The organism is Nonomuraea montanisoli (assembly GCF_013363975.1).
Taxonomy (GTDB): Bacteria; Actinomycetota; Actinomycetes; order Streptosporangiales; family Streptosporangiaceae; genus Nonomuraea; species Nonomuraea montanisoli.
The window spans coordinates 103,991-129,765 of sequence record NZ_JABWGN010000016.1 but is presented as its reverse complement, the minus strand read 5'-3'; the positions used below and the strand labels follow the sequence as shown (position 1 = coordinate 129,765).

23 protein-coding genes are annotated in these 25,775 nt (G+C 73.6%); 10 read left to right on the top strand and 13 right to left on the bottom strand.

Features of this window, described 5'->3' with window-relative positions; translation table 11 throughout:
• Nucleotides 1–35 precede the first annotated feature (35 nt).
• From HTZ77_RS35340 to HTZ77_RS35325, 4 genes are all read left to right on the top strand, one after another.
• Nucleotides 36–1,883, top strand: coding sequence for a hypothetical protein (locus HTZ77_RS35340; RefSeq protein ID WP_175594095.1), 1,848 nt, complete (start codon nucleotides 36–38; stop codon nucleotides 1,881–1,883).
• Between the two features lie 43 nt (nucleotides 1,884–1,926).
• Nucleotides 1,927–2,559: a DALR anticodon-binding domain-containing protein gene (locus HTZ77_RS48480; RefSeq protein WP_175594094.1), complete on the top strand. Its 633-nt coding sequence runs from the start codon at nucleotides 1,927–1,929 to the stop codon at nucleotides 2,557–2,559.
• Nucleotides 2,560–2,698: 139 nt separating this feature from the next.
• Nucleotides 2,699–4,081, top strand: coding sequence for a diaminopimelate decarboxylase (lysA, locus tag HTZ77_RS35330; protein ID WP_175594093.1), 1,383 nt, complete (start codon nucleotides 2,699–2,701; stop codon nucleotides 4,079–4,081).
• A gap of 17 nt (nucleotides 4,082–4,098) precedes the next feature.
• Nucleotides 4,099–5,388: a homoserine dehydrogenase gene (locus HTZ77_RS35325; protein WP_328808952.1), complete on the top strand. Its 1,290-nt coding sequence runs from the start codon at nucleotides 4,099–4,101 to the stop codon at nucleotides 5,386–5,388.
• A 186-nt stretch (nucleotides 5,389–5,574) separates the two neighbouring features.
• Here the strand turns inward: HTZ77_RS35325 and HTZ77_RS35320 are convergent, their stop codons facing one another.
• Nucleotides 5,575–5,781 carry a hypothetical protein gene (locus tag HTZ77_RS35320; protein WP_175594092.1) on the bottom strand — a complete coding sequence of 69 codons (207 nt, stop codon included), beginning with the start codon at nucleotides 5,779–5,781 and terminating at the stop codon, nucleotides 5,575–5,577.
• A 190-nt stretch (nucleotides 5,782–5,971) separates the two neighbouring features.
• Between HTZ77_RS35320 and HTZ77_RS35315 the strand changes: the two genes are divergently transcribed.
• On the top strand, nucleotides 5,972–7,144 hold the full coding sequence (locus HTZ77_RS35315) for a helix-turn-helix domain-containing protein (protein WP_175594091.1): 1,173 nt from the start codon (nucleotides 5,972–5,974) through the stop codon (nucleotides 7,142–7,144).
• Here HTZ77_RS35315 and HTZ77_RS35310 read toward each other — a convergent pair.
• The 3 genes from HTZ77_RS35310 to HTZ77_RS45555 all read right to left on the bottom strand — a co-directional run bounded on the left by HTZ77_RS35310 (nucleotide 7,068) and on the right by HTZ77_RS45555 (nucleotide 9,702).
• Nucleotides 7,068–7,439, bottom strand: coding sequence for a hypothetical protein (locus HTZ77_RS35310; protein WP_205304365.1), 372 nt, complete (start codon nucleotides 7,437–7,439; stop codon nucleotides 7,068–7,070). The two genes, HTZ77_RS35315 and HTZ77_RS35310, sit on opposite strands and share 77 nt — an antisense overlap.
• 89 nt (nucleotides 7,440–7,528) lie before the next feature.
• Nucleotides 7,529–8,086: an NADPH-dependent FMN reductase gene (locus tag HTZ77_RS35305; protein WP_175594089.1), complete on the bottom strand. Its 558-nt coding sequence runs from the start codon at nucleotides 8,084–8,086 to the stop codon at nucleotides 7,529–7,531.
• Nucleotides 8,083–9,702: an alcohol dehydrogenase catalytic domain-containing protein gene (locus HTZ77_RS45555; RefSeq protein WP_205304364.1), complete on the bottom strand. Its 1,620-nt coding sequence runs from the start codon at nucleotides 9,700–9,702 to the stop codon at nucleotides 8,083–8,085. Before HTZ77_RS45555 ends, HTZ77_RS35305 begins: the two co-directional genes overlap by 4 nt.
• 89 nt (nucleotides 9,703–9,791) lie before the next feature.
• Between HTZ77_RS45555 and HTZ77_RS35290 the strand changes: the two genes are divergently transcribed.
• On the top strand, nucleotides 9,792–10,757 hold the full coding sequence (locus HTZ77_RS35290) for an AraC family transcriptional regulator (RefSeq protein ID WP_175594088.1): 966 nt from the start codon (nucleotides 9,792–9,794) through the stop codon (nucleotides 10,755–10,757).
• Here the strand turns inward: HTZ77_RS35290 and HTZ77_RS35285 are convergent.
• Entirely contained in the window at nucleotides 10,754–11,209 is a 456-nt protein-coding gene (locus HTZ77_RS35285; RefSeq protein WP_175594087.1) for a nuclear transport factor 2 family protein, read from the bottom strand. The two genes, HTZ77_RS35290 and HTZ77_RS35285, sit on opposite strands and share 4 nt — an antisense overlap.
• Before the next feature lie 116 nt (nucleotides 11,210–11,325).
• Between HTZ77_RS35285 and HTZ77_RS35280 the strand changes: the two genes are divergently transcribed.
• Nucleotides 11,326–11,943, top strand: a complete 618-nt coding sequence (locus HTZ77_RS35280) for a TetR/AcrR family transcriptional regulator (RefSeq protein WP_175594086.1) — start codon at nucleotides 11,326–11,328, stop codon at nucleotides 11,941–11,943.
• Nucleotides 11,944–11,959: 16 nt separating this feature from the next.
• On the opposite strand, the gene HTZ77_RS35275 is transcribed toward HTZ77_RS35280, so the two are convergent.
• From HTZ77_RS35275 to HTZ77_RS35265, 3 genes are all read right to left on the bottom strand, one after another.
• The gene (locus tag HTZ77_RS35275) at nucleotides 11,960–12,805 is read right to left on the bottom strand and encodes a patatin-like phospholipase family protein (RefSeq protein WP_175594085.1); all 846 of its coding nucleotides are present in this window, start codon (nucleotides 12,803–12,805) and stop codon (nucleotides 11,960–11,962) included.
• 135 nt (nucleotides 12,806–12,940) lie between these two features.
• A complete protein-coding gene (locus HTZ77_RS35270) occupies nucleotides 12,941–13,225 on the bottom strand; it encodes an MDR/zinc-dependent alcohol dehydrogenase-like family protein (protein ID WP_175594084.1) in 285 nt (94 codons plus the stop codon).
• 133 nt (nucleotides 13,226–13,358) lie between these two features.
• Nucleotides 13,359–14,234 carry an alpha/beta fold hydrolase gene (locus HTZ77_RS35265; RefSeq protein ID WP_175594083.1) on the bottom strand — a complete coding sequence of 292 codons (876 nt, stop codon included), beginning with the start codon at nucleotides 14,232–14,234 and terminating at the stop codon, nucleotides 13,359–13,361.
• Between the two features lie 132 nt (nucleotides 14,235–14,366).
• On the opposite strand from HTZ77_RS35265, the gene HTZ77_RS35260 reads away from it, so the two are divergent.
• The gene (locus tag HTZ77_RS35260) at nucleotides 14,367–15,092 is read left to right on the top strand and encodes a DUF4328 domain-containing protein (protein WP_175594082.1); all 726 of its coding nucleotides are present in this window, start codon (nucleotides 14,367–14,369) and stop codon (nucleotides 15,090–15,092) included.
• Between the two features lie 7 nt (nucleotides 15,093–15,099).
• On the opposite strand, the gene HTZ77_RS35255 is transcribed toward HTZ77_RS35260, so the two are convergent.
• The 4 genes from HTZ77_RS35255 to HTZ77_RS35240 are packed head-to-tail and all read right to left on the bottom strand — an operon-like array spanning nucleotide 15,100 to nucleotide 20,829.
• Nucleotides 15,100–16,881 carry a glycosyltransferase gene (locus tag HTZ77_RS35255; protein WP_175594081.1) on the bottom strand — a complete coding sequence of 594 codons (1,782 nt, stop codon included), beginning with the start codon at nucleotides 16,879–16,881 and terminating at the stop codon, nucleotides 15,100–15,102.
• A complete protein-coding gene (locus HTZ77_RS35250; protein ID WP_175594080.1) occupies nucleotides 16,878–18,818 on the bottom strand; it encodes a glycosyltransferase in 1,941 nt (646 codons plus the stop codon). Before HTZ77_RS35250 ends, HTZ77_RS35255 begins: the two co-directional genes overlap by 4 nt.
• Nucleotides 18,815–20,332: a glycosyltransferase gene (locus tag HTZ77_RS35245; RefSeq protein WP_175594079.1), complete on the bottom strand. Its 1,518-nt coding sequence runs from the start codon at nucleotides 20,330–20,332 to the stop codon at nucleotides 18,815–18,817. The genes HTZ77_RS35250 and HTZ77_RS35245 overlap by 4 nt, the downstream gene beginning before the upstream one ends.
• A gap of 59 nt (nucleotides 20,333–20,391) precedes the next feature.
• A complete protein-coding gene (locus tag HTZ77_RS35240; protein WP_175594078.1) occupies nucleotides 20,392–20,829 on the bottom strand; it encodes a hypothetical protein in 438 nt (145 codons plus the stop codon).
• Between the two features lie 227 nt (nucleotides 20,830–21,056).
• On the opposite strand from HTZ77_RS35240, the gene HTZ77_RS35235 reads away from it, so the two are divergent.
• Nucleotides 21,057–22,202 (top strand): glycosyltransferase family 2 protein, encoded by a 1,146-nt coding sequence (locus tag HTZ77_RS35235; protein ID WP_175594077.1) that lies wholly within the window; start codon nucleotides 21,057–21,059, stop codon nucleotides 22,200–22,202.
• Nucleotides 22,199–23,878, top strand: coding sequence for a glycosyltransferase (locus HTZ77_RS35230; protein ID WP_328808951.1), 1,680 nt, complete (start codon nucleotides 22,199–22,201; stop codon nucleotides 23,876–23,878). Before HTZ77_RS35235 ends, HTZ77_RS35230 begins: the two co-directional genes overlap by 4 nt.
• 275 nt (nucleotides 23,879–24,153) lie before the next feature.
• On the opposite strand, the gene HTZ77_RS35225 is transcribed toward HTZ77_RS35230, so the two are convergent.
• Complete coding sequence (locus HTZ77_RS35225) at nucleotides 24,154–25,671, bottom strand: glycosyltransferase (RefSeq protein ID WP_328808950.1); 1,518 nt, start codon at nucleotides 25,669–25,671, stop codon at nucleotides 24,154–24,156.
• Between the last annotated feature and the right edge of the window lie 104 nt (nucleotides 25,672–25,775).

Below are 25,775 nucleotides of genomic sequence, written 5' to 3'. Positions count from 1 at the left end.
GAGTATCCTTTGCCCGGCTGGCAAACGGAGGTCTGGTGAGCACTGAGCTGGAGAGCACGAGGCGCGCGCTGCGTGACGCGATCGCCCAGGCGGAGCACGCGGCCGAGCTGGCCCGCCTGCTCGACGCGGCCCAGGCGCGCCTGGCCGAGGCCGAGCGGAGCACCGAGGAGGTCAAGGCGCTGGCCGACCGGCTGGCCGAGGCCGAGGAGCTGCTGGCCGACGAGCGGGCCGCCGCCGAGAAGCTGCGCAAGGACCTCGCCGAGCAGCGCTACCAGGCCGAGGTGGCCAACTGGAAGCTCTCCTCCATCAAGGTCGCCCGCTGGAACCGGCTCGGCGACGCCATCCGGAGCGGCAAGAGCAACCCCGTCCTGCTGGCCAAGGGCCTCAAGGGCGCGGCCAAGCCGGTCAAGCGGCCCACCGCGCCCAAGCGCCGGCCGGTCGCCGTCCAGCGGGCCAAGGACGAGCGGCCCGGCGCCGCCTACCAGGCCACCTCCTCCACCCGCACGCTCGGCGGCCACTCCTTCAAGCTCAAGCCGTACCGGATACCGACCGGCCCCAACACCCGCCCCCACCTCACCGCGGCGGTGATCGCCGACCCGCACGCCGAGGCGCTGCTGCGCTACGAGTGGCGGCAGACGACCGGCTTCACCCCGCGCGACTTCGCCCGCGTCCTCCCACAGGAGGTGCCGCACCTGCTCGTCGTCGAGTCGGTCAAGGGCGGCCCGTGGGCCGAGGAGATCACCGGCGAGCCCGGCGAGGGCCTGCGGGCGCTGCTCGCCTGGTGCGCCGAGCGGGGCATCCGCACGGTGTTCTGGCACACGGGCGGCGACGTGGCCCCTTATCGGGCCGCCGCCGCGCTGTTCGAGCACCGCTTCAGCGCCGACCCCGCCAGCGGCTGGCCCCGCCTGTCCTTCGGCGTCCAGCCGCGGGTGCACAACCCCATCCCGCTGTCCGGCGGGCGCATCGACCGGGTGCTCACGCTGGAGCAGCTCCTGCCCGGCCACCTGGCCTACCCCGACGTGCTCACCTCCTACCGCTGGCCCGCCGCCGTGGACTGCCCGCCCGGCACCCCGCCGTGGCGGCTGGCGGAGATCGCCGCCTGCGGCACCCCCATCGGCGACGAGGCCGACACCCGCCGCGCCCACGTCGCCCTGCGCCGCGCCTACGACGGCGGCACCATGACCGAGCGCGTCGACGACCTGCTGGAGCGGATCGGCCTGCCCAGCGCCCGGGCCACGCTGGAGGTCTCGCTCCTGCTGCCGATCCTCGACCGCTTCCTGATGGAGCACGCGCTCGCCCAGGTCGCCCGGCAGTCGGTACGGCCGGCGCAGCTCATCGTGTTCGGGCCGCCCGAGGCCGAGCAGCGCGCCGCCGACGTCGTGCCCGACGTCGAGGTCGTCTTCCGCCACCTCGACCCGTCGCTGTCGGCGGGGGCGATGCTCGGGCGCGGCCTCGACCTGTGCGAGGCCGACCTCGTGGGCGTCATGGACCCGCGCGACGTCTACGGCACGCACTACCTCGCCGACCTGCGCCGCGCGTTCCTGTTCAGCACGGCCGACATCGTCGGCAAGGCCGCCTACTACACCCACCTGCGCAAGCCGCAGGCCACGCTGCTCAAGCAGCCCGAGGCCGAGTACACCTACCTGCCGGAGGTGGCCGGCGCCACGCTGCTGGCCCGCCGCAACACCCTGCGCCAGCTCGGCTTCGCCGACCTCACGGACGGCTGGGACGACGTGCTCATGCGCCGGTGCCGCGCCGACGGGGTCAAGGTCTTCTCGGCCGACCGCTTCGGGTACGTACGGGTGCGCGACGAGGACCGCTGGCTGCTGGGCGCCGCCCACCTCGTCGAGTACGGCTCGGCCGAGCCGCACGCGCTCATCTGAGCCTCCGGGCTCGGGGTGTGACCGCGCCTCCTAGGCTTGGGACGTGACGCCTGAGCAGCGGCTCGTCGAGGTGCTCGGGGAGCCGCCGGCCCCCGAGGGCACCTGGGAGCGCGAGGCCGCCTACCTGTCGGCCGCCGCCCGCAGGCTCGGCGTGCCCGCCCACGGGCTGGCCGCGCGGGTGCGCGCCGTCGAAGGCGTGGCGGCCGTGGAGGAGCGTCCGAACGGGTTCCTGCGGATCGTCGTCGAGGTGCCCGGCCGGCTGGTCGAGACGGTCGGGCCGCTGTCCCTGCCCGACCCGTGGCCCGACTTCCCGCGTACCTGGGACAACCCCGGCTTCGCCGTGCGTTACGCCCACGCGCGGGCCGTGGCGGTGCGGCGCCGGGCACGCGACCTCGGGGTGCCGGAGGAGGGGTTCCGGCCGGAGCTGCTGCGCGATCCGCGTGACCGGGCGGTGCTGCGGGTCCTCGCCGAGCTGCCCGGGCGGCTGGCCAAGGGGGAACGGGCGGAACGCGCGTGGTCGGCGTACGCGGTGCGGCTGGCGACGGCGTACCACGACGCGTACGAGCTGGCGCCGGCCCTGCCGGTGGGGGACGAGGAGCCGTCGCCGCTGCACACGGCGCGCGTGCGGCTGGCGCGGGCGGTGGAGGACGTCCTGCCGGGCCCGGACCGCCTGTGACCTGATCACTCTGGACCGATCACAAGATATTCGGCCAAATGACGAAAAATCGTAAAAATATCCCTTAAGGAGGGTGATCGCGTCTCGATACGTGGTCAGCGGGTCCTGGGGGCTGGACTGTTCCGATAGCCTCGATCGGGTGAGTCGATTCGCCCATCCCGCAGGGGACCGGCACGCCGAGATGCTGCCGCACGAGCGCCCGCCGCTCCCGCCCGCCGACCTCAACCGGATCAACCCCGCGATCTGGCCGCGAACGTCCGGGCGGACCGACGGCACGCTCACGATCGGTCACGTCGACGTCCGCGACCTCGCCCGCGAGCACGGCACGCCGCTGTTCGTCCTGGACGAGCACGACGTGCGCTCGCGCATGCGCGACTACGTCACCGCGTTCGCCGGCTCCGACGTCCACTACGCGGGCAAGGCGTTCCTGTGCAAGGAGATCGTCCGCTGGCTGCACGACGAGGGCCTCGGCCTCGACGTGGCCAGCGGCGGCGAGCTGGCCGTGGCGCTCAGCGTGGGCTTCCCGCCCGAGCGGATCACCATGCACGGCAACAACAAGTCCGTCGCCGAGCTGACCCGCGCCCTGGAGGTGGGCGTCGGCCGCATCGTGGTCGACTCCTTCGAGGAGATCGCCCGGCTCGGATACCTGGCCGAGCGGCACGGCAAGCGGCCCAAGGTGATGATCCGCGTCACCACGGGCGTCGAGGCCCACACCCACGAGTTCATCGCCACGGCCCACGACGACCAGAAGTTCGGCCTGTCGCTGAGCGCCGGGGCCGCCGCCGAGGCCGTGCGCCGCATCCTCGCGCTGCCGTCGCTGGAGCTCGTCGGCCTGCACTCGCACATCGGCTCGCAGATCGTCGACACGGCCGGCTTCGAGGTGGCCGCCCGCCGCCTGGCCGGCCTGCTCGTGCAGATCAAGGACGAGCACGACGTGGTCCTGCCCGAGCTCGACCTCGGCGGCGGCTACGGCATCGCGTACGTCGAGGACGACGAGGCGCCCGACGTCAAGGAGATCGCCGACGGCCTGCGCGAGATCGTCGCCAAGGTGTGCGAGGACGCCGGCCTGCCCGTGCCCCGCCTCACGGTCGAGCCCGGCCGGGCGATCGTCGGTCCCGGCGGCGTCACCCTCTACGAGGTCGGCACCGTCAAGGACGTCGAGGGCCTGCGCACGTACGTCAGCGTCGACGGCGGCATGAGCGACAACGTCCGCACCGCCCTGTACGGCGCCGACTACACGGTCACCCTCGCCAGCCGTGCGAGCACGGCCGAGCCCATGCTCAGCCGCGTCGTCGGCAAGCACTGCGAGAGCGGCGACATCATCGTCCGCGACTGCTTCCTGCCGTCCGACCTCGCGCCGGGCGACCTGCTGGCCGTCGCCGCGACCGGCGCCTACTGCCGCTCGCTGGCCAGCAACTACAACTACCTGCCCAAGCCCGCCGTGGTCGCCGTCGCCGACGGCGCGGCCCGCGTGATCATGCGGGGCGAGACCGAGGACGACCTGTTGAGGGGGCAGCTGTGAAACGTGAGGGTGCGGCCGTGAAACCGCTGAAAGTCGCGTTGCTGGGCTGCGGCGTCGTCGGCTCCCAGGTCATCCGCCTGCTGCACGAGCAGGACGGCGACCTGGCCGCCCGCGTCGGCGCCCCGCTGGAGCTGGCCGGGGTCGCCGTGCGCCGCCTGGGCCGCAAGCGCGACGTGGACGTCGCCCCCGAGCTGCTCACCACCGACGCCGAGGCGCTGGTCACCCGCGACGACATCGACATCGTCGTCGAGGTGATCGGCGGCATCGAGCCGGCCCGCTCGCTCATCGTGGCGGCGCTCAACCGCGGCAAGTCCGTGGTCACCGCCAACAAGGCGCTGCTCGCCGAGGACGGCGCCACCCTGCACGAGGCGGCCCGCGCCGGCAACGGCGACCTGTACTTCGAGGCCAGCGTCGCCGGGGCCATCCCGCTGCTGCGCCCGCTGCGCGAGTCGCTGGCCGGCGACCGGGTGCGGCGCGTGCTCGGCATCGTCAACGGCACCACCAACTACATCCTCGACAAGATGGACTCCACCGGAGCGTCCTTCACCGACGCCCTGGAGGAGGCCCAGACGCTCGGCTACGCCGAGGCCGACCCCACGGCCGACGTCGAGGGCTTCGACGCCGCCGCCAAGGCCGCCATCCTGGCCGGGCTCGCCTTCCACAGCCGCGTCACGGCCGCCGACGTGCACCGCGAGGGCATCACCGAGATCACCGCCACCGACGTCGCCTCGGCCAAGGCCATGGGCTACGTCATCAAGCTGCTGGCCATCTGCGCCCGCTCCGACGACGGCCGCTCCGTCGGCGTGCGCGTCCACCCGGCGATGATCCCGCGCAGCCACCCGCTGGCGGGGGTGCGCGAGGCGTACAACGCGGTGTTCGTGGAGGCGGAGTCGGCCGGGCAGCTCATGTTCTACGGCAAGGGCGCCGGTGGCGCGCCGACGGCCTCGGCCGTGCTCGGTGACCTGGTGGCCGTGGCCCGCAACCGCCTGGCCGGCACCCGCGGGGCGGAGGAGTCCACGTACGCCTCGCTCAGCGTCCACCCGATGGGCGAGACGGTCACGCGCTGCCACGTGGCGCTCGACGTCGCCGACAAGCCGGGCGTGCTCGCGCGCGTCGCGGAGCTGTTCGCCGCCCACGACGTCTCCATCCAGACCGTACGCCAGGAGGGCCACGGCGACGACGCCCAGCTCGTCATCGTCACCCACCGGGCGACGGACGCGGCGCTGACGGCGACGATGAAGGCACTGCGCGACCTCGACATCGTCCGTGCGGTGGCCAGTGTGATGCGCGTCGAGGGCGACGACTAGGACCGGCTCCAGATTTGGGTTTGGGGCTCACAGGCAAGGTCCTCGCAAGGGCCGCGCTTCGCGCGACGCGGCTCGGGCTGTGACAGTGGGGGAGCCGAGCTCCCCCACACCCCCTTGGCAAGGGGCCTCCCGGCCCCCCGCACCCCCGAGCGTTGCCCACGCACGTCCAGGACATGGGACCGCGGCTCAGGCGGAAAGGACTTCCCCGACGCGGGGCTGCCTGGCGAGCTTCTCGTCCAGGTCGGCGCAGTCGAAGCCGACGACCGAGCAGCGTCCACCCGCCTGGTGTTCGACGGAGGTCAGGCGGTGCCTCCTCCAAGCCGCGACGCCGACGTAGAGCGGCATGAACTCCCGCTTGTCGCCGTACTTCTCCAGGAGTTCCGTCAGAGTCATCGCGGCTTCAGCCGGTGCGCTCAGCGGCCGGCACGGAGGAAACCCCGCTGGCAAGCGTTTGGCAGGCATGCGCGATCTCCCTTATGGCTGGGGCCATGTTCGCGGTGGGTTTCTTCTCGCGCCAGTACGGGCATTGCTCAGAGCAATAGAGTCATAGAGGCGAGATTGCTCTCAGCTATACGCTCATGTCGTGGACATTCGTGCGCTCCCCGACGCCCTTAAAGCGATCATGGCGCAGAGACGATGGACGCAGGCCGATCTTGCTCAACACCTGGGCGTGTCGCAGGCATGGGTCAGTCAGGTGTCCAGTGGTGTCAGAGATACCCGAATGGGCCGAGCAATAGAGTTGCTCGGTCGCGTTGGCTGGGAAGTGCGGATGTCTCCAGCAACGGAGGAGCCCGTGGAACGCCGGGAATTCCTGGCAGCCGCTGCATTGGTTTTCGTGCCGTCTGCCAGTAGGAATCCTTATCAGGACCCTCACTATGTGAACAAGCTCGCCGACAGCCTTGCCCGGAATCGCTATGAATGTGGCGGCATACCGCTCACCGCCCGTGCTCTGAACCATGTCACACACGTAGGTGCGGTGGCAGACATCTCCGGCCGCCGGCTTCAGCAGGCCGTATCAGAACTGCTGTACCAAGCGACTCTGGTGCTCTACGACGCGGCGAAGCTGGTTCAGGCTGAGCGTACTGGGATGCTCGCCCTGGAACTCGCTCGCAAGGCCGCGGACGCCAAGGCGGAGGCGCGGGCCATCGAGAGCCTGAGCCGCGTCGCCCTCTATCGTGGCGACACCGCCAGGGCGATCATGTACGCCCGCCGAGGACTGGCCATTCCCGAGCTCCCCGCCGGCCGCATCGCCTCTCTCGCCATGCGATTGGGGCGCTCGCTGGCCCGCGTACCCGAGCACGGCGACGCGGCGAGAGAGACCCTCGAAAGGGCGTTGCAGGTCGATGGCTTGTCGCGGTTCGCCCAGGCGGCCACGGCGGGAGATGTCGCGATCGGCCTGAGCCGGCTCGGCCGCTACGAGGAGGCGGGCGCTCTTCTCCGGCGGGCGGCGGACGAGATCGGCGAGTACTCCCCGCTCTTCCGTGCCCAGTACATCGGTCGGCAGGTGCAGACGGCGATCGGGGCTGCCGCCCCGGGCCTTGCTGCTGATCGCATGACGTTGCTCACACGGGCAGTGCCCTTCGTCTCATCGGCCCGGGTGAATCAGCGCGTTCAGGAGATCATGCGCGGAACAGCTCAATGGCGGAACGTGCCGGACGTCTCATCAGGCGCCGGCCTGGTCAGCCGGAACCGCTCGGTCCGGGAGTGCCGATCCAGCGGGCGGCTGCGTCGAAGGTGTCGGTCGGGGTGCTGTTGAACGCGATCGCCGCGTCCGGAGCGTGTCGTCGGACGAGGTTGACGACCTGCTCGAACAACTCAAGCTGATCCTCGGCCTTCCGCACGCCGCCGCCGATGACGACGCATTCCCAAGGCCGCGCGCTCAGGGCATGGGTGACGATCGTTTCCACGTCGTCGCCGCCGTCGAGGCCGAACAGACAGGTCTCGACGCCGACACCGTGCTCGGCGAAGCGGGCGAGGCCGACCTCGATCGCATCGGCCACCGGCTTCGGGTCCCAGGAGCCGGGAACCCGATACGGGTCGAGGCCGATCACGAGGACGCGGGGTGCTGGGGATGTCGGGTCCACACCCGAGACCCTACGCCGCGGGGGCTGCCGCGCGTGCGACCGATTCTGACGCGTGGTCACCTTCTGAGCGGGCGCAGTGCAGTGCTCCAGGAGACGACCTGGTCGAGCAGTCTGCCCAGCATGTCCTCCTGGTGGGCGGCGGGCTTGAACGTGGTGAAGCCCTCGAAATCGGCGTGCATCAGCAGCTCCACGCCCGCCTGCACGTCGGCCACCCTGACCTGGCCGAGCACCTGCCGCAGGTGCTCGGCCGCCCGTACCCCGCCGCTGACGCCGTATCCGACCACGCCCGCGGCCTTGTCGTGCCACTCGGCGAACAGGAAGTCGATGGCGGTCTTGAGCGCGCCGCTGATCGAGTGGTTGTACTCGGGCGTCACGAAGACGAAGCCGTCGAAGCCGTCGATGGTGTCGGACCACGTCCTGGTGTGCGGGTGCTCGTACACCCCGGTGGCCGCGGCGAGCGGCTCGTCCAGATGGGGCAGGTCGAAGTCCTTCAGGTCGACCAGCTCGTAGTGCGCGTCGCCGCGCTTGACCGCGTGCTCGTGGACCCAGCGCGCGACGGCCTCGCCGTTGCGTCCCGGCCGCGTGCTGCCGAGGATGATGCCGATCCTGATCACCTTTCCACCTCCACGACGACCTTTCCGCGGATCGCGCCGCGCTCGGCGGCCCGGTGCAGGTCCGCCAGGGACTCCAGCGGCCGGACTTCCGCCGTGACGTCCACCACCCCCTTGTCGATCAGCGCCACGAGCTCGGTCAGCCGGCTCGGGTCGTTGCGGGCCACGAACTGGACGGCGCGAGGGTGCTCGATCGGCTGGCTGATCGAGACGAACTCCTCGGCCAGCGCCGTCACCGAGGCGGGCACGGCGGCCACCAGGTTGATCAGCACGTCGTTGCCACCCGGCAGGGGAGTGGTGGTGTAATCCACGACCTCGTCGGCGCCCAGCGCCCGCACGGCGGCGGCGCTGCGCGGGGCGGCGGTCGCCACCACGTACGCGCCCGCGTGCTTGGCCAGCTGCACGGCGAACAGCCCCACGCCGCCGCCGGCCCCGTTGATCAGCACCCGGCTGCCGGGCCCGATGCGGGCGTGCTCGAAGACCGCCTGCCACGCGGTGAGCCCGGCCACCGGCACGGCGGCCGCGACCGCCAGCGGGATCCGCTCCGGCGCCCTGGCCAGCATGCTCGCCCGGGCGACCGCGTACTCGGCCGCAGCCCCGTCGACGAGCCCGATCACCCGGTCGCCGGGGACTAGGTCACCCGCTCCGGTGACCACGGTGCCCGCGACGTCCCAGCCGAGCGTGAGCGGCAGCGTGACGCCGAGCACGTCGTGCAGCAGGCCCATCCGCAGGCCGACCTCCGACGGGTTGAACGACGTCGCGGCCACCTTGATGAGCACCTCGCCCGGGCCGGGCGCCGGCACCGGCACCTCCTCCAGCGAGATCACCGAGGCGTCGCCGTACGCGTGGACGCGGGCGGCCCGCATGGTGCCGAGGAAGTCCGCGGCGTGCTCGCCCGCCCACGTCTCGAACGTGCTCGCGGGCGCTCCGGTGACCTCCTCCACGGTCGCGGTGGCCGGGCCGGGCTCGGCGAGAGCGCGCAGCATCCCGTCCACGGCCGGCTCGGGCCATCCCAGGCCGAGCAGTCGTAATCTGGCCTCCTCCGGGGGCTCCTCCTCCCACCGCACCGGCCGGCCGATCGCGGCGCCGATCGCCCGCGCCTGCTCCCGCCGGGTCAGCGGCCGGGGACCGGTCAGCGTGTGGATCGCGCCGTGGTGCCCTTCGTCGAGCAGCGCCCGCACCGCGACGGCCGCGACGTCCCGCTCGTGGACGGGGGACAGGACCGCGTCGCCGTACGGCTGCCGGACGACGCCCGCGCGGATCTGCTCGGCCCACCGCAGGGTGTTGGCCGCGAACGCGTGCGGGCGCAGCACCGTCCACTCCCGGGCGGTCTCGGCGATCAAGCGCTCGATCTCGACCTCGTACGGGCGGGCGGCGGCCGAGGACAGGTAGACCACCCGCCTGGCCCCGACCAGCTCCAGCACCTCGCGGGCGCCCTCGGCCGAGGCGAACGGCCACAGCAGGAACACCGCGTCGACACCGTCGAGGGCCGCCTTCAGCGCGACCGGGTCGGTCAGCTGCCTCGTCACCGTGCGGACGTCGGCGCCCGCGTCGTTCAGTTGGTTCACCAGGGGACGGCCGATCGTGCCGGTCGCCCCGCTGACCAGGACTCTTGTCATGACGTCGACCTTAGAAGTCCTGGAAGAGGCATCCAATGCGTTTCTGTCTGCGATTCATACGCCATCGTCTTTCGCACTAGACTCAGGTCGTGGATGTGCTGAGCGACGTGGTCGCCTCCATGCGGATGGGCGTGCCGCGCTCGGCGCGGGTCGCGTGGCCCGCGCCCTGGGGGCAGCGGTTCCCGGCGGCGCCCGGCTCGGCGGGCTTCCAGGTGGTCCTGCAGGGCTCGTGCTGGGCGATCCCGCCGGAGGGCGAGCCGATCCCGGTGGGGCCGGGCGACGTGCTGTTCTTCCCCCACGGGCACGGCTACGCGCTGGCCGACTCGCTCACCAGCCCCGTCGCGGCGCCCGAATGCGATCCGCATGCCGACGCCGAGCTGTTCGCCTCGGCCTCCATCGAGGGCGCGGGGCCTGTCACGGTGACGCTCTGTGGCGGCTACCGGCTCGACTCCAGCCGGGCGCATCCGCTGCTCAGAGGGCTGCCCGAGATGATCCACCTGCCCGCCAGGCTGGGGCACAACACCGAGCTGCGTGCCGCCGTCGAGCTGCTCGGCAAGGAGATCGAGAACCCGCGGCCGGGCGCGGACATGGTGGTGTCGGCGCTGCTGGACATGCTGCTGCTGTACATCCTGCGTGCCTGGTTCGACGTCTCGGCGGAGCACTGCGAGGTCGGCGGCTGGGCCGCCGCGCTGGCCGACCCGGCCATCGCCGCCGCGCTCGACGGCATCCACCGCGACCCCGCCCATCCGTGGACGGTGGAGTCGCTCGGCCGCCGCGCCGGGCTGTCCCGCGCGGCGTTCTCCCGCCGGTTCACCCAGTTCGTCGGGCAGCCGCCGCTGACCTATCTGACCTGGTGGCGGCTGGGCACGGCCGCGCGCATGCTGCGCGACTCCGACGCCGCGCTGAGCGAGATCGCCGCCGCGGTGGGCTACGGCTCGGAGTTCGCCTTCGCCAATGCCTTCAAGCGCGAGTACGGCATGGCGCCCGGCCGATATCGCCGCCTGGGCTGCCCGCCCGCGGTGCGCGCGACGACAGGCGCCGCCCCGGCCGGCTAGGCCGAAGTGGCGCCGCCCTCCCGCAGGGCCGTGACGAGCGCGTCGAACTGCCCGCGGACCCGGGCGGCGGTGACGTGGTCGAAATAGTCGCGGGAGCTGACGATCTCGCCGTCGCGCACCCGGAGCACGAAGATGCCGGGCAGCGTGAAGGGCTCCCCGGTCTCCTCGACCGTTCCCTGGTACGCGAACTCGGCGACGATGACCTCGGGGTCGGTCGTCTCGTGGATCGTGATGTCGGTCGCCCGGCGCCGCAGCCGGGGGCCTTCGCCGGTCGGCCTGAAGTGTTCGCGCAGTTCGTCGCGGGTGCGGAGCGCGGCGACGCGCAGCGGGTGGAACGGGTGCGTGACATGGGTCCGCTCCGCGTACAGGTCGGGCAGTTCGTTCCAACGGCCCTCCGCGACGCCGTTCACGAGCGCGAGGAAGACCTCTCGGGGGGTGGGGACCTGGGACATGGCACTCTCCTGTCGTCCGCGCCGACGTGCGGTCGTGTCGAAGTACTATCCGAAGTGCGGACTCCGATTATACGGAGTCGCGACTTCGGATAGCGGCGACTGCGAGGGAAAGCGCGATGAGCACCCCACGTGACCGGGAGGCGGGCGGCAGAGGGCCGCAACGCGCCGACGCGCGATCCAATCGGGAGCGGATCCTGACCATCGCCGAAGAGGTCTTCGGCAGCGACGGCCCGTCCGCGTCCACCGAGGAGGTGGCTCGCCGGGCCGACGTCGGCATCGCCACGGTCTTCCGGCACTTCCCCACCAAGGCGGCGTTGCTGGAGGCCGTCCTCACGCAGCGCTTCGATCGCCTGCGCGAGCAGGCCGAAGCGCTGTTCGAGGCCACGGACCCGGGTGCGGCGTTCTTCGGCTTCTTCAGCCACCTCGTCGCCGACGCGCCCGGCAAGATCGCCATAGGCGAGGCCCTGCTCGACGCCGGTGGTGACGGCGGCGGCGACGCCGCTCAGGCGTCGGAGGGGCTGCGTCGTGCCGTCGGCACGCTGCTGCGGCATGCCCAACGCGCCGGCGCCGTCCGGGACGACATCGAACTGCCCGAGGTGTACGCCTTGCTCGTCGCCACCTCACGAGCCTCCGTGCAGGGCCGCCTCCAGGAGGAGGTGCGGGAGCGGATGCTCGCCATCGTCTTCGACGGCCTCGCGCCGCTGCGGACCTCGCGGTCACGGACGAAGGTCTGAGCTGGGGGGATGCCGGTCAAGCGATCGCCGAGTGCGCTCGCACCGCCTTGGCGGCGTCGGGGGCCTGTCCTACGCCCGCCTGATAGGCCGGTCCCCAGGCGGCGCGGTCGTTCAGGTCCGGGCCGAACGCCTCGATCGCCTCGGCGTCCGGAACCAGCCGTACGACCACCCCTCGTTCGCCTGCCGCGCCATCGCTCGTGCCGTACAGGTGCGCCATCGGCTCAGCCACGATCAGCACGCTCGCGCCGTCGGCCAGATCGAGGTTGGTGCCGTCCCTGAGCGCGCCGTCGAGGTAACGCCGCCCGTCGATGGTGATCGGCGGCGCGGTCGCGGGGAACGCGGTGCCGGCCGCTACGGCCTCGGGCAGCGAGGCGGAGCCGTGCCGGTCCCACACCACCGCCTCGCCCGTCCCGGCGTCCACCGCCGGGATCAGGAGCGGCCGGTCCGGCCACTCCGCCGCGCCGATCAGGGACCGCATCCGGGCGACGGCGGCGCCCTCGTCGCCGGTCGAGGCGGCCAGGGCGAGCCGGCCGACGCGGCGCAGGGCCTCGGTCCGGTCGAGCCCGGTGTCGCCGAGCGTCGCGAACACCTCCGCGAGTCTCCGCGGGTCGGGACGTACGCCGCCGGCTCCGGGATCGGTCGGCGCGGGCAGGACGGCCAGCCGCTCGAGGTCTCCTCCGACGGCCAGGATCGCCCCCACGATGGCGCCGGCCGACGTCCCCACGATCAGATCGGCCGCCCCCAGGTCCACGCCCTCCCGCCGCAGCCCCGCCGCCAGCCCGGCCAGCCACGCCGTCCCGACCGGTCCGCCGGGTCCGAGGACGACCGCGGTCCCCGTCTTCTTCGCAAAGGTCAACGTCATGGCCAGAGCCTAGGGAACCTCAGCCGCACCGGCATCGGCACATAGCCCTGCCGTCACTGCGCCGATCGGCCTAGGTCTCGTCCCAGCCGCATGATCGCGGGCCGGTGCGGCTCGCACGCGGCCCGTGCGACGGCCTCAAGCGATCCGGACGACGCTCTTGCCGCGGGTGGTGCCACCGGCCAGATGGGCGATGGCGGTCTCGACGTCGGCCGGCTCGTACTCGGCGGTGATGTCGACGCGTACCGAGCCGGCGGCCACCAGTGCCAGGGCACGGGTGGCGCTGGCGGCCAACCGGCCAGGGGCGGTCCGGGGCCAGCCGGGCCAGGCTGGCGATGCGGTCGCCCCGCCGATCGGGTCGAGGATCGCGTCGAACCGTTCCTCGCCGAGGGCGTCGGGGAACTCCTCCCGGGTCAGAGTCATCGTGCTCGTACGCGCCCTGACCGATCGCTTCGCCCCCCGGCGAGCACCAGCAGTTCTGCCGGTTCCTCGACCGCGCCATCGCGACGCTCGTCGAGCAGACCCCGCAAGCGGGCTGAATGGCCGGTCCCCGTGATCAGCCGATCAGGCTTCTGATCGCCGCGATGACGGCGTCCGGCTGGGTCTCCGGCAGGAAGTGCCCGCCGGGAAGCGTCAGGGTGCGGACATCGGCCGCCCAGCCGTGCCAGATCGCCGAGGGGTCGAACGGCAGCACCATGTCGCCGGGGTCCTGCCAGATCGCCAGGGTCGGGGCCTTGATCCGCCGGCCGGCCTGCCGGTCCTCGCCGTCGTGGGCCGCGTCGACGAAGGCGCTGGCCCGGTAGTCCTGGCAGATGGCGTGGATCGTCTCCGGATCGCGCGTCGCGGCCAGGTACGTCTCACGGATCTCGGCGTCGTACGTGCCGGCCTCGGCCCAGGTGTCGAGGAAGTGGCCGAAGAACGTGTCGGGGTCGGCGCCGATCATCCGTTCGGGCAGGTCGTTGAGCTGGGCGAGGAAATACAGGTGGAAACCGAAGACGCCGCCCACGCCCGCCAGCGACTCCCACATGTCGACGGTGGGAATGACGTCGATCACGCCGAGGTGGTCGACGGCGTCGGGGTGGTCCAGCGCCGCGCGGAAGGCGACCAGCGCTCCACGGTCATGGCCGACCAGGCTGAACCGGTCGTGGCCGAGCTGCCGCATCAGCGCCACCATGGTCGCCGCGGTCACCCGCTTGGCGTAGTGCTCGTGGCCGTCACCTGGCTTGGCGCTGGCCCCGTAGCCGGGCAGGTCGGGGCATATGACGCGGAAGCGGTCGGCCAACGCGGGGGCGACGTGCCGCCAGGCCAGATGGGTCTGCGGGAAGCCGTGCAGCAACAGCAACGGCGGCCCCTCGCCGCCTGAAGCCACGTGGAGGTCGAGACCGTCCACCCGGACCGTACGTTCGTCGAAGCCTGAGATCGTCGTGGGCATCGGCCCAGACTGTCATGAGCGACCGACACTTTCTTCGATGATCACGACTGCGTCTCAGGTCGCTCCCCGGCCGGCCCCGACGGGGTGGAACGCCGCGATACTGGCGCTTTCCCGCACCCCCCAGGAGTTCCCGTGCATCCAGCAAGCCCCACCGGGCCGCCGCCGATGTCCTTCCCGCCGCCTCCCATGCCCGTGCGCCCGATCCGCGGGCTGGGCACCGCGTTCCTCGCCCTGCTGGCCGCCGACGTCGTCGTCGAGGTCGTGGCCGGACTCATCGGCGTGGGTTACATCGACCTCCTCGACCGGCTCATCGCCGACCCCCTGGCGGTCGAGGACGCCGAGATCGAGCGCGGCGACCTGCTCTATTCCCTGTCGGGCCTGGCGGAGTTCGCCGCCGCGGTGACCTGCGGCGTCGTGTTCCTGGTATGGCTGTTCCGCGCCCGGGCCAACGCCGAGGCGCTGTCCCCGTGGCCGCACCGGCGCGCCAAGCCGTGGCTGGTCTTCGGCTGGTTCGTCCCGATCGTCGGCTGGTGGATCCCCAAGCAGATCGTGGACGACATCTGGAACGCCTCCTTGCCCGGCGCCGCCGACCAGCCGTTGACCGTGGCTCCCCGCCCGGGCCTGGTCCGCGGATGGTGGGCCGCCTGGCTCGCCGGCTCCTGGATCTCCCATGTGGCGGCGCGGCTGCTGCGCAAGGACGACCTGGAGTCGCTGCGCTCCGGAGCGTGGTTCGACCTGGTCGGCATCGGCCTGTGGATCATCGCGGCGGCGCTGGTGGCCGTCGTCGTCCGGCGGATCACCCGTTCCCAGGAGGAGCGGCTGCGGGCCCCGGCCGCTCACCCGTACCCGGCGGCCTAGCGAGCCCTCAGGTGTCGGCGGGCGAGGTGAGGCCGCGGACGCGGCGCACGGCCCGGCGCAGCACCGTGCGCTCCCGTGAGCGGGACAGGGTCACGGCCTTGCGGCGCCACTCCTCGGCCTTCTGCCGCCAGCGCGCCGCGTCCCTGGTCGCCTTGCCGGCCAGCCTGCGCTGCTCCGCCAGCTCCGTCCGGAGCGCGGCCGCGCGCTTGCGCAGCAGCAGGATCTCCTTGTCGCGCTGGGCGAGCTGGACGACGTGCTCGGGCACCGGCCGCCGGCGGGGCGGGTAGACCGCCGGGCGGCGGGAGAAGCCCCACGCGCGGCCGTCCAGCCACTCCAGGCCGAACACCTCGTCCAGGACGTCGTCCAGGTGCTCCCCGGGCCCGGCGACCAGGGCGGCGCGCGACAGGGCCGCCGTCCGCTCCAGGCGGGCGACCACCACGCCGTCCTCGGTCTCGTCCAGCGCCAGGCACAGGACGCCGCCGTCGGTCTCCTCCAGCCGCTGCACCAGCCGCTCCACGGCGTCCTGGGACGGCACCCACCCGGGCGGCACGAGCAGCCGGAACGGCGGCACGACCGGCGGCGATCCCGGTGCCGCCTCCCGCGCGGGCTCCCGACCGGACTCCCGCGCGGGCTCCCGCGCGAGCCCGGGATCGGCGGCGGGCCAGCCCGGGGGAGGGGCGAGCCGGACCCGCGGGTCGTGGGCGAACTGCGCCCGGATCAGCCGCAGGTCGAGGTCGGGGTCGCGGAGCGGGGAGCGGCGCTCCTCGCCGAGGGACGTCCACGGGCCCTCGACGGTGACCCGGACGTCGGGCAGGCTCGCGCCGAGCAGCCCGTCCACGCTCGCCCGCACGTCCTCGTAGGTCCCGGCCGGCACGTACGCGTCCACGTACGGCACGAGCCACTGCCGGCCCGGGTCCGTGCGCAGGTAGCGCCGGTACGGCACGCGGTCGGCGACGTACGGGTCGTTGTAGCGCTTGAGCGCGGCGAAGTCGCGCATGGCCGTCGGCAGCCCGACGTGCCAGGCCCGCGCCTGCGGGTCCGGGACGAAGACCGCGCCCGCCTGCGTGAGCCGGTAGCCGAGCTCGGTGTCCTCCGCCAGCACGAGCGAGGTGTCCAGCCCGCCGATGGAGCGCAGCAGCGCGGCGGGGTAGGAGGCCGTCGCCCCGACGTGGATCCGCGTGGCCAGCGAGCTGGACGCGGCGCGCAGACCGTCGTGGTCATGGATGATCTGCTCGGCCCAGTCGTGGCGCTCCTCCGCGAGCGGGAACAGGCTCTCCTCCTCGCCCGCCCGCAGGGCCGCGCGGACCTCCTCGGGCCGGGGCAGCCGCTCGGCGGAGGTGAAGTCGATCCAGCCCAGCACCACCAGGTACGGGGCGAGGTGGTGCCAGCGGAGCTGGGCCTCCACGTGCGTGCGATGGGGCACCATGTCGGCGTCCAGCACCAGCACGACCTCGCCGGAGGCGGCGTCGAGGCCGGCCTGCAGAGCCCAGGCCCGTCCCCAGCCTCCCGGCGGGCTGGAGATGAGCTTGGTGCCGTCCGGAACCGCCTCGGGCAGGCGCAGCGGCTCCGGGCTGCCGTCGTCCACGACGACGACGTCCATCAGCTCGGCCGGGTACGTCTGCGCCGACAGCGCCGCGAGGGTGAGGTCGAGGGTGCGCTGCCGGTCGTGGGCGGGGATGACGACGGTGACGGTCAGGGCCGGCGTCCAGCCGCCGAGCGGTGGCGGGGTGAGCACGCCGAAGTCCTGCCGCCGGATGCGGGGGATGAGGGTCACGATGGTCGGGGTCATGATGCGGTGCTCCGGTCGAGCTCCATGAGGGCGCTGGGACGGAACCCGCGCCACTGCCTCTTGTTGCGCTGCAGGAACGTGCCGATCGGCTCCTGCCACGTGTGGTTGGCCGCGGGCCCGCGACGCAGGATGTAGCCGAGGCCGTGGGTGCGGTAGATCTGCCCGCCCGCGGCCTGCAGCGCCTCCTGGAACTGCGTGTCCACCGACCGGCGCAGCGGCCGGAACCCGCCCACGGCCTGGAACGCCGACCGTTCGACGAGGATCGTGCCGCCCGCCACGAAGCTGCTGATCTGTTCGGTGACCTGGCTGCGGTGCACGGTCACGTCGATCGAGGCCAGGTGGACGAACTCCGGCACGGTCCCCACCACCTGCGCTCCCGAGTAGGAGTGGGCGAGCAGCAGGTCCGACAGGAAGTCCGGGCCGTACCAGTCGTCGTCGTCCATCTTGAGCAGGAACGAGCCGGACGCCCGGGCGGCGGCGTGGTTGAGCACCTCGCCGAAGATCTCCCGCCCGTCGGCCTCGTACACGGTCAGCGGCCCCTCGTGGGCGGCGATCGCCGCGGCCACGTCGGGATGGCCACGGGGCACGCCGTGCAGGGCCAGCACCACTTCGAGCTGCGCGCCACGCTGCCGGGCGGCCTGCCGGAGGGCGAAGCCGACCATGTCGGCGCGGCGGGTGGCGAGCAGGACGGACGTGAGCGGCGGCGCGGGCGCCGGCGCGCCGAGCTGCTCCCAGCGGGCCGCGACGCCGTGGGTGCGCAGGGCCCGGCGGCGCAGCCGGACGCTGTGCTCCTCGCGCCGCAGGTCGTCGGACAGGTCGGGACGGCTCGTCAGCAGGGCGACGAGGTCGTCGCCGAGGCCGCCCGCCCAGCGCGGCACCGACTCGGCGACCAGCGGGACCCCGGCCGCGGCGAGCCCGGCCAGCACCCGCACGGCGGCGAGGGGCCCGCTGTGGGCGCGCCGCCAGTCCACCTCGACGCCGCGGACCTGCCGCAGCCTGGCCACGTCGGCGTCCGTGACGCCGCCGGACTCTGCGAACGTCGTCACCGCCCTGCCGTCGAGCACCACCGCCCAGCGGCCGTCGCGCTCCTCCAGCGAGGCCATGCCGCGCGACGGGGTGGTGACGAAGCCCTGCGGGTTGACCAGGCGTTCGTCGACGGGCGGGACCATGGACGGCTCGGCGAGCACGTCCGGGTCGGCGAGGGGCAGCGCGGCGCCGCCGGGACGGCCGAGCCGTTCCCAGGTGGCGGCCCGCGCCATGGGCCGCTCGACGGGCCGCTCGTCGCCGGCCCAGCCGCGCGAGCCGTCCTCGGGCGGCGCGGCGGGCGCGGTCTCGGAGGTGCGGAGGACGACGTCGCCGCCCGGGGCGCCGACCCGTTCCGGCACGGGGCCGGTGATCTCGGCGGGGGTGGCGTTGGGGTCGCCGGGCCGCCAGTCGGCGGCGCCGACGCCCGCGATGGCCGCGGCGGGCGCGCCGATCACGTCGAGCCGGTGCCCGGCGAACGCCCGGGAGGTCGCGGCCACGGTACGGCCGGCGGGCGTGGGCGCGGAGAAGTGCGCGTCCACCACCCACACCCGGTCCTTGGGCCGGTGGACCCGCAGGTCCGACAGCGAGCGCCAGCGGTGCGCGGGCGTCGGCGTGGGCACCGGCGCGGGATGCGCCGGCGGGGTGTCCAGGACGGCGACGACCACGCGGCGCGTCTCCGGCAGCAGCTTGTGCAGGGTGGCGGCGCGCCGCAGGTCGGCGGGCGTGCGGGCGAGGACCAGCACCTCCGCGGCCTGTTCGGCGGCGGACAGGGGCTCCAGCAGGTCCCGGTCGAGGTCGACCGGGGGCGCCGGCGCGTCCTCTCCGGACGGGGAGCGGGGCAGGTCGGCGGCGGCGATCCCCGCGAGGAAGACCCGGGCGCCCGGCATCTCCGCCAGCAGCTCCGCGATCATCCCGCGCTCCTCAGGTGCCTGATGAGCGAGGTCAGCCGCCCGTGTTCCCCGGCCCCGGCATCGGCCCCGGCCGCGGCCTCGGTCGAAAGGCGCTCCACCTCGGCCGACAGCCGTTCCACCTCGGCCTGGAGGCTCTTGACCTCCGTCAGGCGTTCGGCGGCCACGGCCCGCCACCTGGCGGCGTCACCGGCCGTCGACTCGGCCTCGGCGACCGGGACGAGCCCGTACTCGGCCCCGCTCACCCACAGCGACCCGAACATCTCGTCCACCAGATCGTCGTCCGCGCCGTTGAGGCGGGCCGCCCGGGCGAAGGCCGCGGTGCGCTCCAGCCGGGCCGCGACCACGCCCTGCGGCGACTCGGCCAGGGCCACGCAGACGAGGCCGAGCAGGTCGGCGTCCGCCAGCCGGACGAGCCGGGACAGCGTGTCGGCGCCGGGCGCCCAGCCGGCCGGCAGCCGCAGCAGGAACGGCGTGGGAGCCGCGGACAGCGGCTCGTCCTCGGCGAAGGAGACGCGCGGCTCGTACCGGTAGAGGTGGGTGAGGAGGCGGGCGTCCAGCAGGGGCTCGTCCAGGCTGTCGCGCCGGCCGTCCGTGAGCTCCGCCCACGGGCCGGTGATCGTGACGGCCGTGTCGGCGGGCGCTCCGGCCAGGACCGCGTCCACCGCGCCGCGCGTCTCCTCGTACGTGGTCGCCGGCACGACGGCCCGCACGTACGGCACGCGCCAGTGGCGCTGCGGGTGCGCCCGCAGCCACCGCAGCTCGGGCACCAGATCGCCCAGGTAGGACCAGTTGTGCCGGTGCACGTCCTTCTCGCGCCGCATGACCGTGGACGGGCCGATGTGCTCGGCGCGGGCCTCGGGGTCGGGGATGAACACCGCGCCCGCCTGGGCGAGCCGGTAGCCGAGCTCGGTGTCCTCGGCCATGTTGAGCTCGGTGTCCACGCCGCCCGCGGCGCGCAGCAGGTCGGCGCGCACGGAGCTGGAGGCGCCCGTGTGCAGCAGGTACGCCGCGGAGCCGGCGTCCTTCAGCATGCGCGTCGACTCCAGGATCGTGCGCGTGTACTCCGACCGGACGCCCTCCTCGCCCGGCGCGTCCACGAACCAGGTGTCGCCGAGCACCACGGCGTGGTCGATGAGGTGGTGCCAGCGCATGTGCGCCTCGACGTGCGCGGGCCCGAGGATCATGTCGGCGTCGAGCCAGTGGACCACGTCGCCGGTGGCGGCGAGCCGGCCGGTCTCCCGCGCCGCGCCCCTGCCCCAGCCCCGCGTCACCCGCACCACGCGCGCGCCCGGCACGTCGAGGGGCGGCTCGCTGCCGTCGTCGGCGACGACCACCTCGACCAGCTCGGCCGGATACGTCTGCGCGGCCAGCGACGCCACGGTCCGCTCCAGGTCCTCCTGGCCTCCGTGGGCCGGGATCACCACCGAGACGGTCAGCTCCGGCCGCCACGTCCCGAGAGCCGGGGGCTCCAGGGTGCCGTAGTCGTTGTGCCTGACGCGGGGGACGCGTGCCATCCTGCTCGTACCGGCCGCCCTGCTCGTACCGGCTGCCCGGCTGGTACCGGCCGCCTGGCTCATACCGATCCCTTGGCCAGCGCGCGGACCTCCTCGCGCAGTTCCTCGACCTCTCGGGCGCGGACCATCGCGTTCACGCGGTCCTCGCCGAGCGAGGCCAGGATCGCGGACAGGTCCTCCTCACGCCGGGCGGACGCCTGCTCCACCGCGGCGCTCAGCCGGTCGAGCCGCGTCTCGACGCGCCTGAGGGCGGTGAGGGTCTTCGCCAGCTCGCTCTCGTGTCGCTTGACCCGCAGGTCGATGCGCTGGGCCTTGCCGTCGAGGCGGCGCACGACGACCACGAGGAGGGCCAGGGCGGACAGAGCGATCAGGAACGCCCCCGTCGCCGCCGCGGCGCCCACGGTCACGAGCCCGCCGAGGACGAGCAGCACGAGGGCGGCGACGGCCAGGACTCCGAGAACCGCGGCGGCCGCTGCCAATCGGCGAGGCGAGAGCATCCGCGCAAACCTTTCGTCGACATGGACAAATCAGGCGTCAGGATTTATTGACACCTTAATCAACATTCGACACTACGTTGCCATAAGTTCCTGGAGACATTCTGGGAGAGATCCTTTCCAAGCTGGGAGATCATTCTGCTGCTCACGGGGCATCTGCCTTGATGGCAGTCAAACGGGCGTAAGGTAGGCGCCGATCTGAGTCCCCCCGGCCGAGGAGCACCGCACGCATGTCCGTCACTCCCTGCGGATTCACGCGCACGCCGGACCAGGGGCTCGCCCGGCTCCGCTGGAGCGGCGCCGGGTGGGCGAGCGACGCGCGGCCCCCCGAGGCCCCTCAAGCGCCGCCGGCCTCGACGCGGACGCAGCCGCCCGACATCGCCGCCCTGCGCCCGCTGCGCGGCCTGGAGGTCGACTGGCCCGACGGTCCGGTCGCGCTCGACGACGTCTTACGCCTGGCCGCCGCCGGCGTCCCGCTCACCGCCGCCCACGCCCCCGCCTGGGTGCCCGCCGACCTCGCGGCCCTGCTCACCGACCGCTCCTGGCTCGCCCACGAGCCCGACGGCACCGTCCGCTGCCTGGCCGACCTGCGACGCGAGGAGCACAGCGTACGGCTGCGCCGCCTGGCCCACCGCCCCGCCGCGACGCCGTCGGTCAGCGTCGTCATGGCCACCAAGCGGCCCGAGCTGGTGCACGGCGCGCTCGCCCAGATCGCCCGTCAGCGCGGGGCCGAGGTCGAGGTGGTCCTGGGACTGCACGGGGTGCCGTACGAGAGCGTGCGCCGGGCGGTCGAGGACCTCCCGCTGCCCGTCGCGTGGAAGGAGATGCCCGCCGAGGTGCCGTTCGGCACGGTGCTCAACGAGGCGGCGGCGTTGGCGGGCGGCCACCACCTGGCCAAGTGGGACGACGACGACTGGTACGGCCCCGACCACCTCGCCGACCTGGTCATGGCCCTGACCTACTCCGGCGCCGACGTGACCGGCACCTCCGGCGAGTTCTTCTACCTGGAGCCGCTGCGGGCCACGATCCGGCGCAGCGCGTTCGCCAGCGGCGCCGCGTACCGCAGCGAGGTGTGGTCCGACCACGTGGCCGGCGGCACCATCCTGGTCTCCCGCGAGGACTTCCGGCGCATCGGCGGGTTCCCGGCCCAGCCGCGGGCCGTCGACCGCGACTTCCTGAAGGCCGCCACCGAGGCCGGCGCGAGCACCTACCGCACCCACGGCCTCGGCTACGTGCTGCGCCGCGGGCTCAGCGGGGCGCACACCTGGCAGCTCCCGCTCGCCCACTTCCTCAAGGTGGCCACCAGCCAGTGGCACGGCTTCCGGCCGAGCCTGCTCATGGAGCACGGCACGAACGCGCAGGTGGAGGCGGCGTGAGCGAGGAGCGAGGCGGCGTGAGCGAGGGAGGAGGCGGCGTGAGCGAGGGAGGCGGCATGAGGGTCCGCGGCAACGACTACCGCGTCCTGCGACCGGCCGAGGACTTCACGCCCCGCCTGCGCGTCAGCGTGGTCGTCCCCGCGTACGACAACCAGGACAAGCTCGACCTGGCGCTGGCCGCGCTGGCCCGGCAGACCTACCCGGCGGAGCTCACCGAGGTCGTGGTCGTCGACAACGGCAGCGCGCCCCCGCTGCGGCTGCCGGCCGTCCGGCCGGCCGCCACGCGCCTGATCACCTGCGACGCCCCGGGCCGGGCCGCGGCCCGGAACGCCGGGCTGGCCGAGGCGAGCGGCGACATCGTCCACTGGCTCGACTCCGACGTGCTGCTCACGCCGGGCGCCGTCGAGGCCCACATGCGCTGGCACCACGCCGCGCCCTACCTCGTCGTGACCGGCTACATCCGGTTCACCGACGCGCCCGCGCCCGCCGAGCTGCCCGACGACCTGGAGAAGGCGTTCGAGCCGGCCGAGCCGCACGGCTGGATCATCGACCTGGTCGAGCGCACCGACGGCCTGACGGACAACCCGCAGCGGCCCTTCAGCCTGCACGTCGGCGGCGCCACCTCGGTCGCGGCCCGGCTGATCGAGGCGGCCGGGCCGATGGACGACGACCTCGTCCTCGGCCAGGACACCGAGATGGGCTACCGGCTGGCCCAGGCCGGCGCGGTGTTCGTGCCCGAGCCGCGCGCCCGCGCCTACCACCTCGGGCCCACCATGCGCATGCGCGACAAGGCGAGCATCGACCGGGTCAGCCACGCGTTCGTGGCCGACCGCATCCCGTCCTACCGGTGGTTGCGCTCCCATCCGGGCCGCCAGTGGAAGGTGCCCTACGTCACCGCCGTGGTCGACGGCACGGTCGGGTACGAGAGCGTGCGCGCCACGGTGGACGCGCTGCTCGCCGGCACGGTGCCCGACCTGTCGGTCGTTATCACCGGGCCGTGGGAGTCGCTGGAGCGCGAGCGCCGCGCCCCGCTCACCGATCCCGGGCTCGACCTGGTGCTCGTCCACGGCCACTACCGGCACGAGGGCCGCGTACGCCTGGCGGACTCCGCCGAGGTGGACCCGGCCGTGCCGTTCGTGCTGCGCCTGCCGCCGGGCTGGTCGCCGGGCGTGGACAGCCTCGCGCGGCTGCTCGACCTGTGCCGTGAGGAGGGGCTGGGCCTGGTCAGCGTGCTCCTGGAGGAGTCGCCCGACGGGGTGGTGGCGGCCCGGCTCGAACGCACCGCCGCCTTCGCCCGCGCCCGCGTCGTCGCGCGGCCCGGCGAGGACCTCGACGACGTGGTGGACGAGGTGGCGGGCGTGACGTGGGTCGAGGGCGGGACGTACGCCTTCACCACCGAGCCCGCGGCCGTCACCGGCCGCCGCAGCGCCCTGCGCGCCCGTGCCGAGGCGCAGGCGGAGATCGCGCGGCTGACCAAGGAGGTCGAGCGGCTGCGCGGGCAGGTGGGCAAGTGGCGCGACGAGTCCGGCCGGTGGCGCAAGACCACGGTCGAGCTGCGCCGCGAGGTCAGCGGCCTGCGCCGGCAGCTCGCCGCGGCCAACCGCGCCCAGCAGGGCATGCGCGCGCTGCTGTCCACCACGGTCAAACGCGCCCTCGGCAAACGCCCGCGCACCTGACTCCCTCGCCTGGCGCGTACGGCGCCCTCGATGCGTACGCCCGATTCCCCAGGTGCGCGCTCCTGACCTGTACGCCCTCGGCCCTTCCGTGCCCGGCGCCCTCGGGCGGGACGGCCTGATCGGAGGGCCCCCTTGGGCTCTCACCCGCGCCCTGGGGCCGCCCTCTCCCGCGGCCTCTGAGAGGGCGTCCGCGAGTTCGCGGCCCCTCAGGAGAGGGGTGCCGGCCTGAGCGGAGGGCCCGCTCGGGGCCCTCTCCCGCGTCTTCTGAGGGGACGTCAGCCCGAGCGGAGGGCGGACTTCAGGCGGCCGAGCAGGGAACGCTCGCCCTCGGGTGAGGCCGGCGCGTGAACCGCGGCCGGCGCGGCCTTGGCCGACGGCTTGGCGGTCCGAGTCTCCTCCGCGGACGCGGATCCCGAGGCCGAGGCCGCGGCTGAGGCGCCGGAGCCGGAGGCCGAGACGGCGGTACCGGACCCCGAGGCCGACGCGCCCGGAGAGGCGGCGGCCGGGGGAGCGGCCGGCGGCCAGTAGCGCTCCGGCGCCACGTGCCGCACGCCGTGGGTCGTCGCGATGACCTCGTCCAGGTCGCCGCCCGGCTCGGTCAGCAGCAGCGCCCGGGCGAGCGCGGAGGTGCGTTCGAGCCGCGCCGCGCGCCCGTCGGGCAGGTCCACGACGAGCACGCCCGTGAGGTCCTTCTGCACGTCCTCGACCATGCGCTCCAGCGTCGCGCGATGCAGCGGCACGTCCACCGGCCCCCGGTAGCGGAACGGCGCGGGGGCGGGCGTGGGCGCGGCCTCGTCGATCAGCCTGATCCGGTCGTCGTGGGCGAACAGGTCGCGCATCAGCCGCAGCTCGAAGCACGGGTCGCCGAGCACCGAGCGCCGCCCCTCGCGCAGCGGCGACCAGGGCCCGACCAGCGTCACCACCACGTCCTGGAGCTTGCCGTCCAGCGCGGCGGACACCGCCTGCCGTACGACGGCCTCGGAGGTGTCGGTCACGTCCAGCACGATCTCGACGTACGGCACCAGCCACCGCCGCCCCTGGTCCTTGCGCAGGTCGCGGCGGAGCGGGATGCGGTGCGCGAGATACGGCCCGACGGCCCGCACCGCGCGCTCCCGGTCGCGGTGCTGGGCGGGCAGCCCCAGATGGACGGCCCGCGCCTCCATGTCGGGGACGAACACCACGCCGTGCATGGCCAGCCGGTAGGCGAACTCGGTGTCCTCGCCGCGCAGCACGGTCGGGTCGAGCCCGCCCACGGCGTGGAAGACCTCGCGCGGCATGGCGACCGTGGGCCCGGTGCACACGTGGTACGGGTTGCGGCTCTTGCGCAGCCCGTCGGTCTTGGCGATCGTCGCCTCAGTGGAGCTGGCCACCGCCTTGTCCAGGTCGAACAGCTCTCCCAGGTCACGCGCCCGGAAGACCTCCTCCGGGGTCAGCGGCGGCACCTCGACGAACCGCTTCATCCCGATCGTGACCAGGTAGTCGGTGAGGTGGTGCCAGCGGGCCATCGCCTCGATGTGCTCGCGGCAGGGCACCATGTCGGCGTCGAGCCGCTGGATGACCTCGCCGTCGGCGGCGTTGGCCCCGGTGTTGACCGCGTTCGCGATGCCCCAGCCGGTCTCCACGGGGACCAGGCGGGTGTTGTGCGGGCGGATCTCCGGCAGGCGGATCGGCGGCTCGCTGCCGTCGTCCACGACCAGCACCTCCATGAGGTGGGCCGGGTACGTCTGCGCGGCGAGCGCCGCGAGCGTCAGGTCCAGGTGCGGCCCGCCGTGCGCGGGAATCACCACGCTCACGGACCGGGCAGGCGTCCAGGCGCCGAGCTCCGGTTGCTGCAAAGGAGAAAAGTCGTTCTGCGTCATGGCAGGACGCGCGTTCATGTTGGTGACCCCCTGGCCGA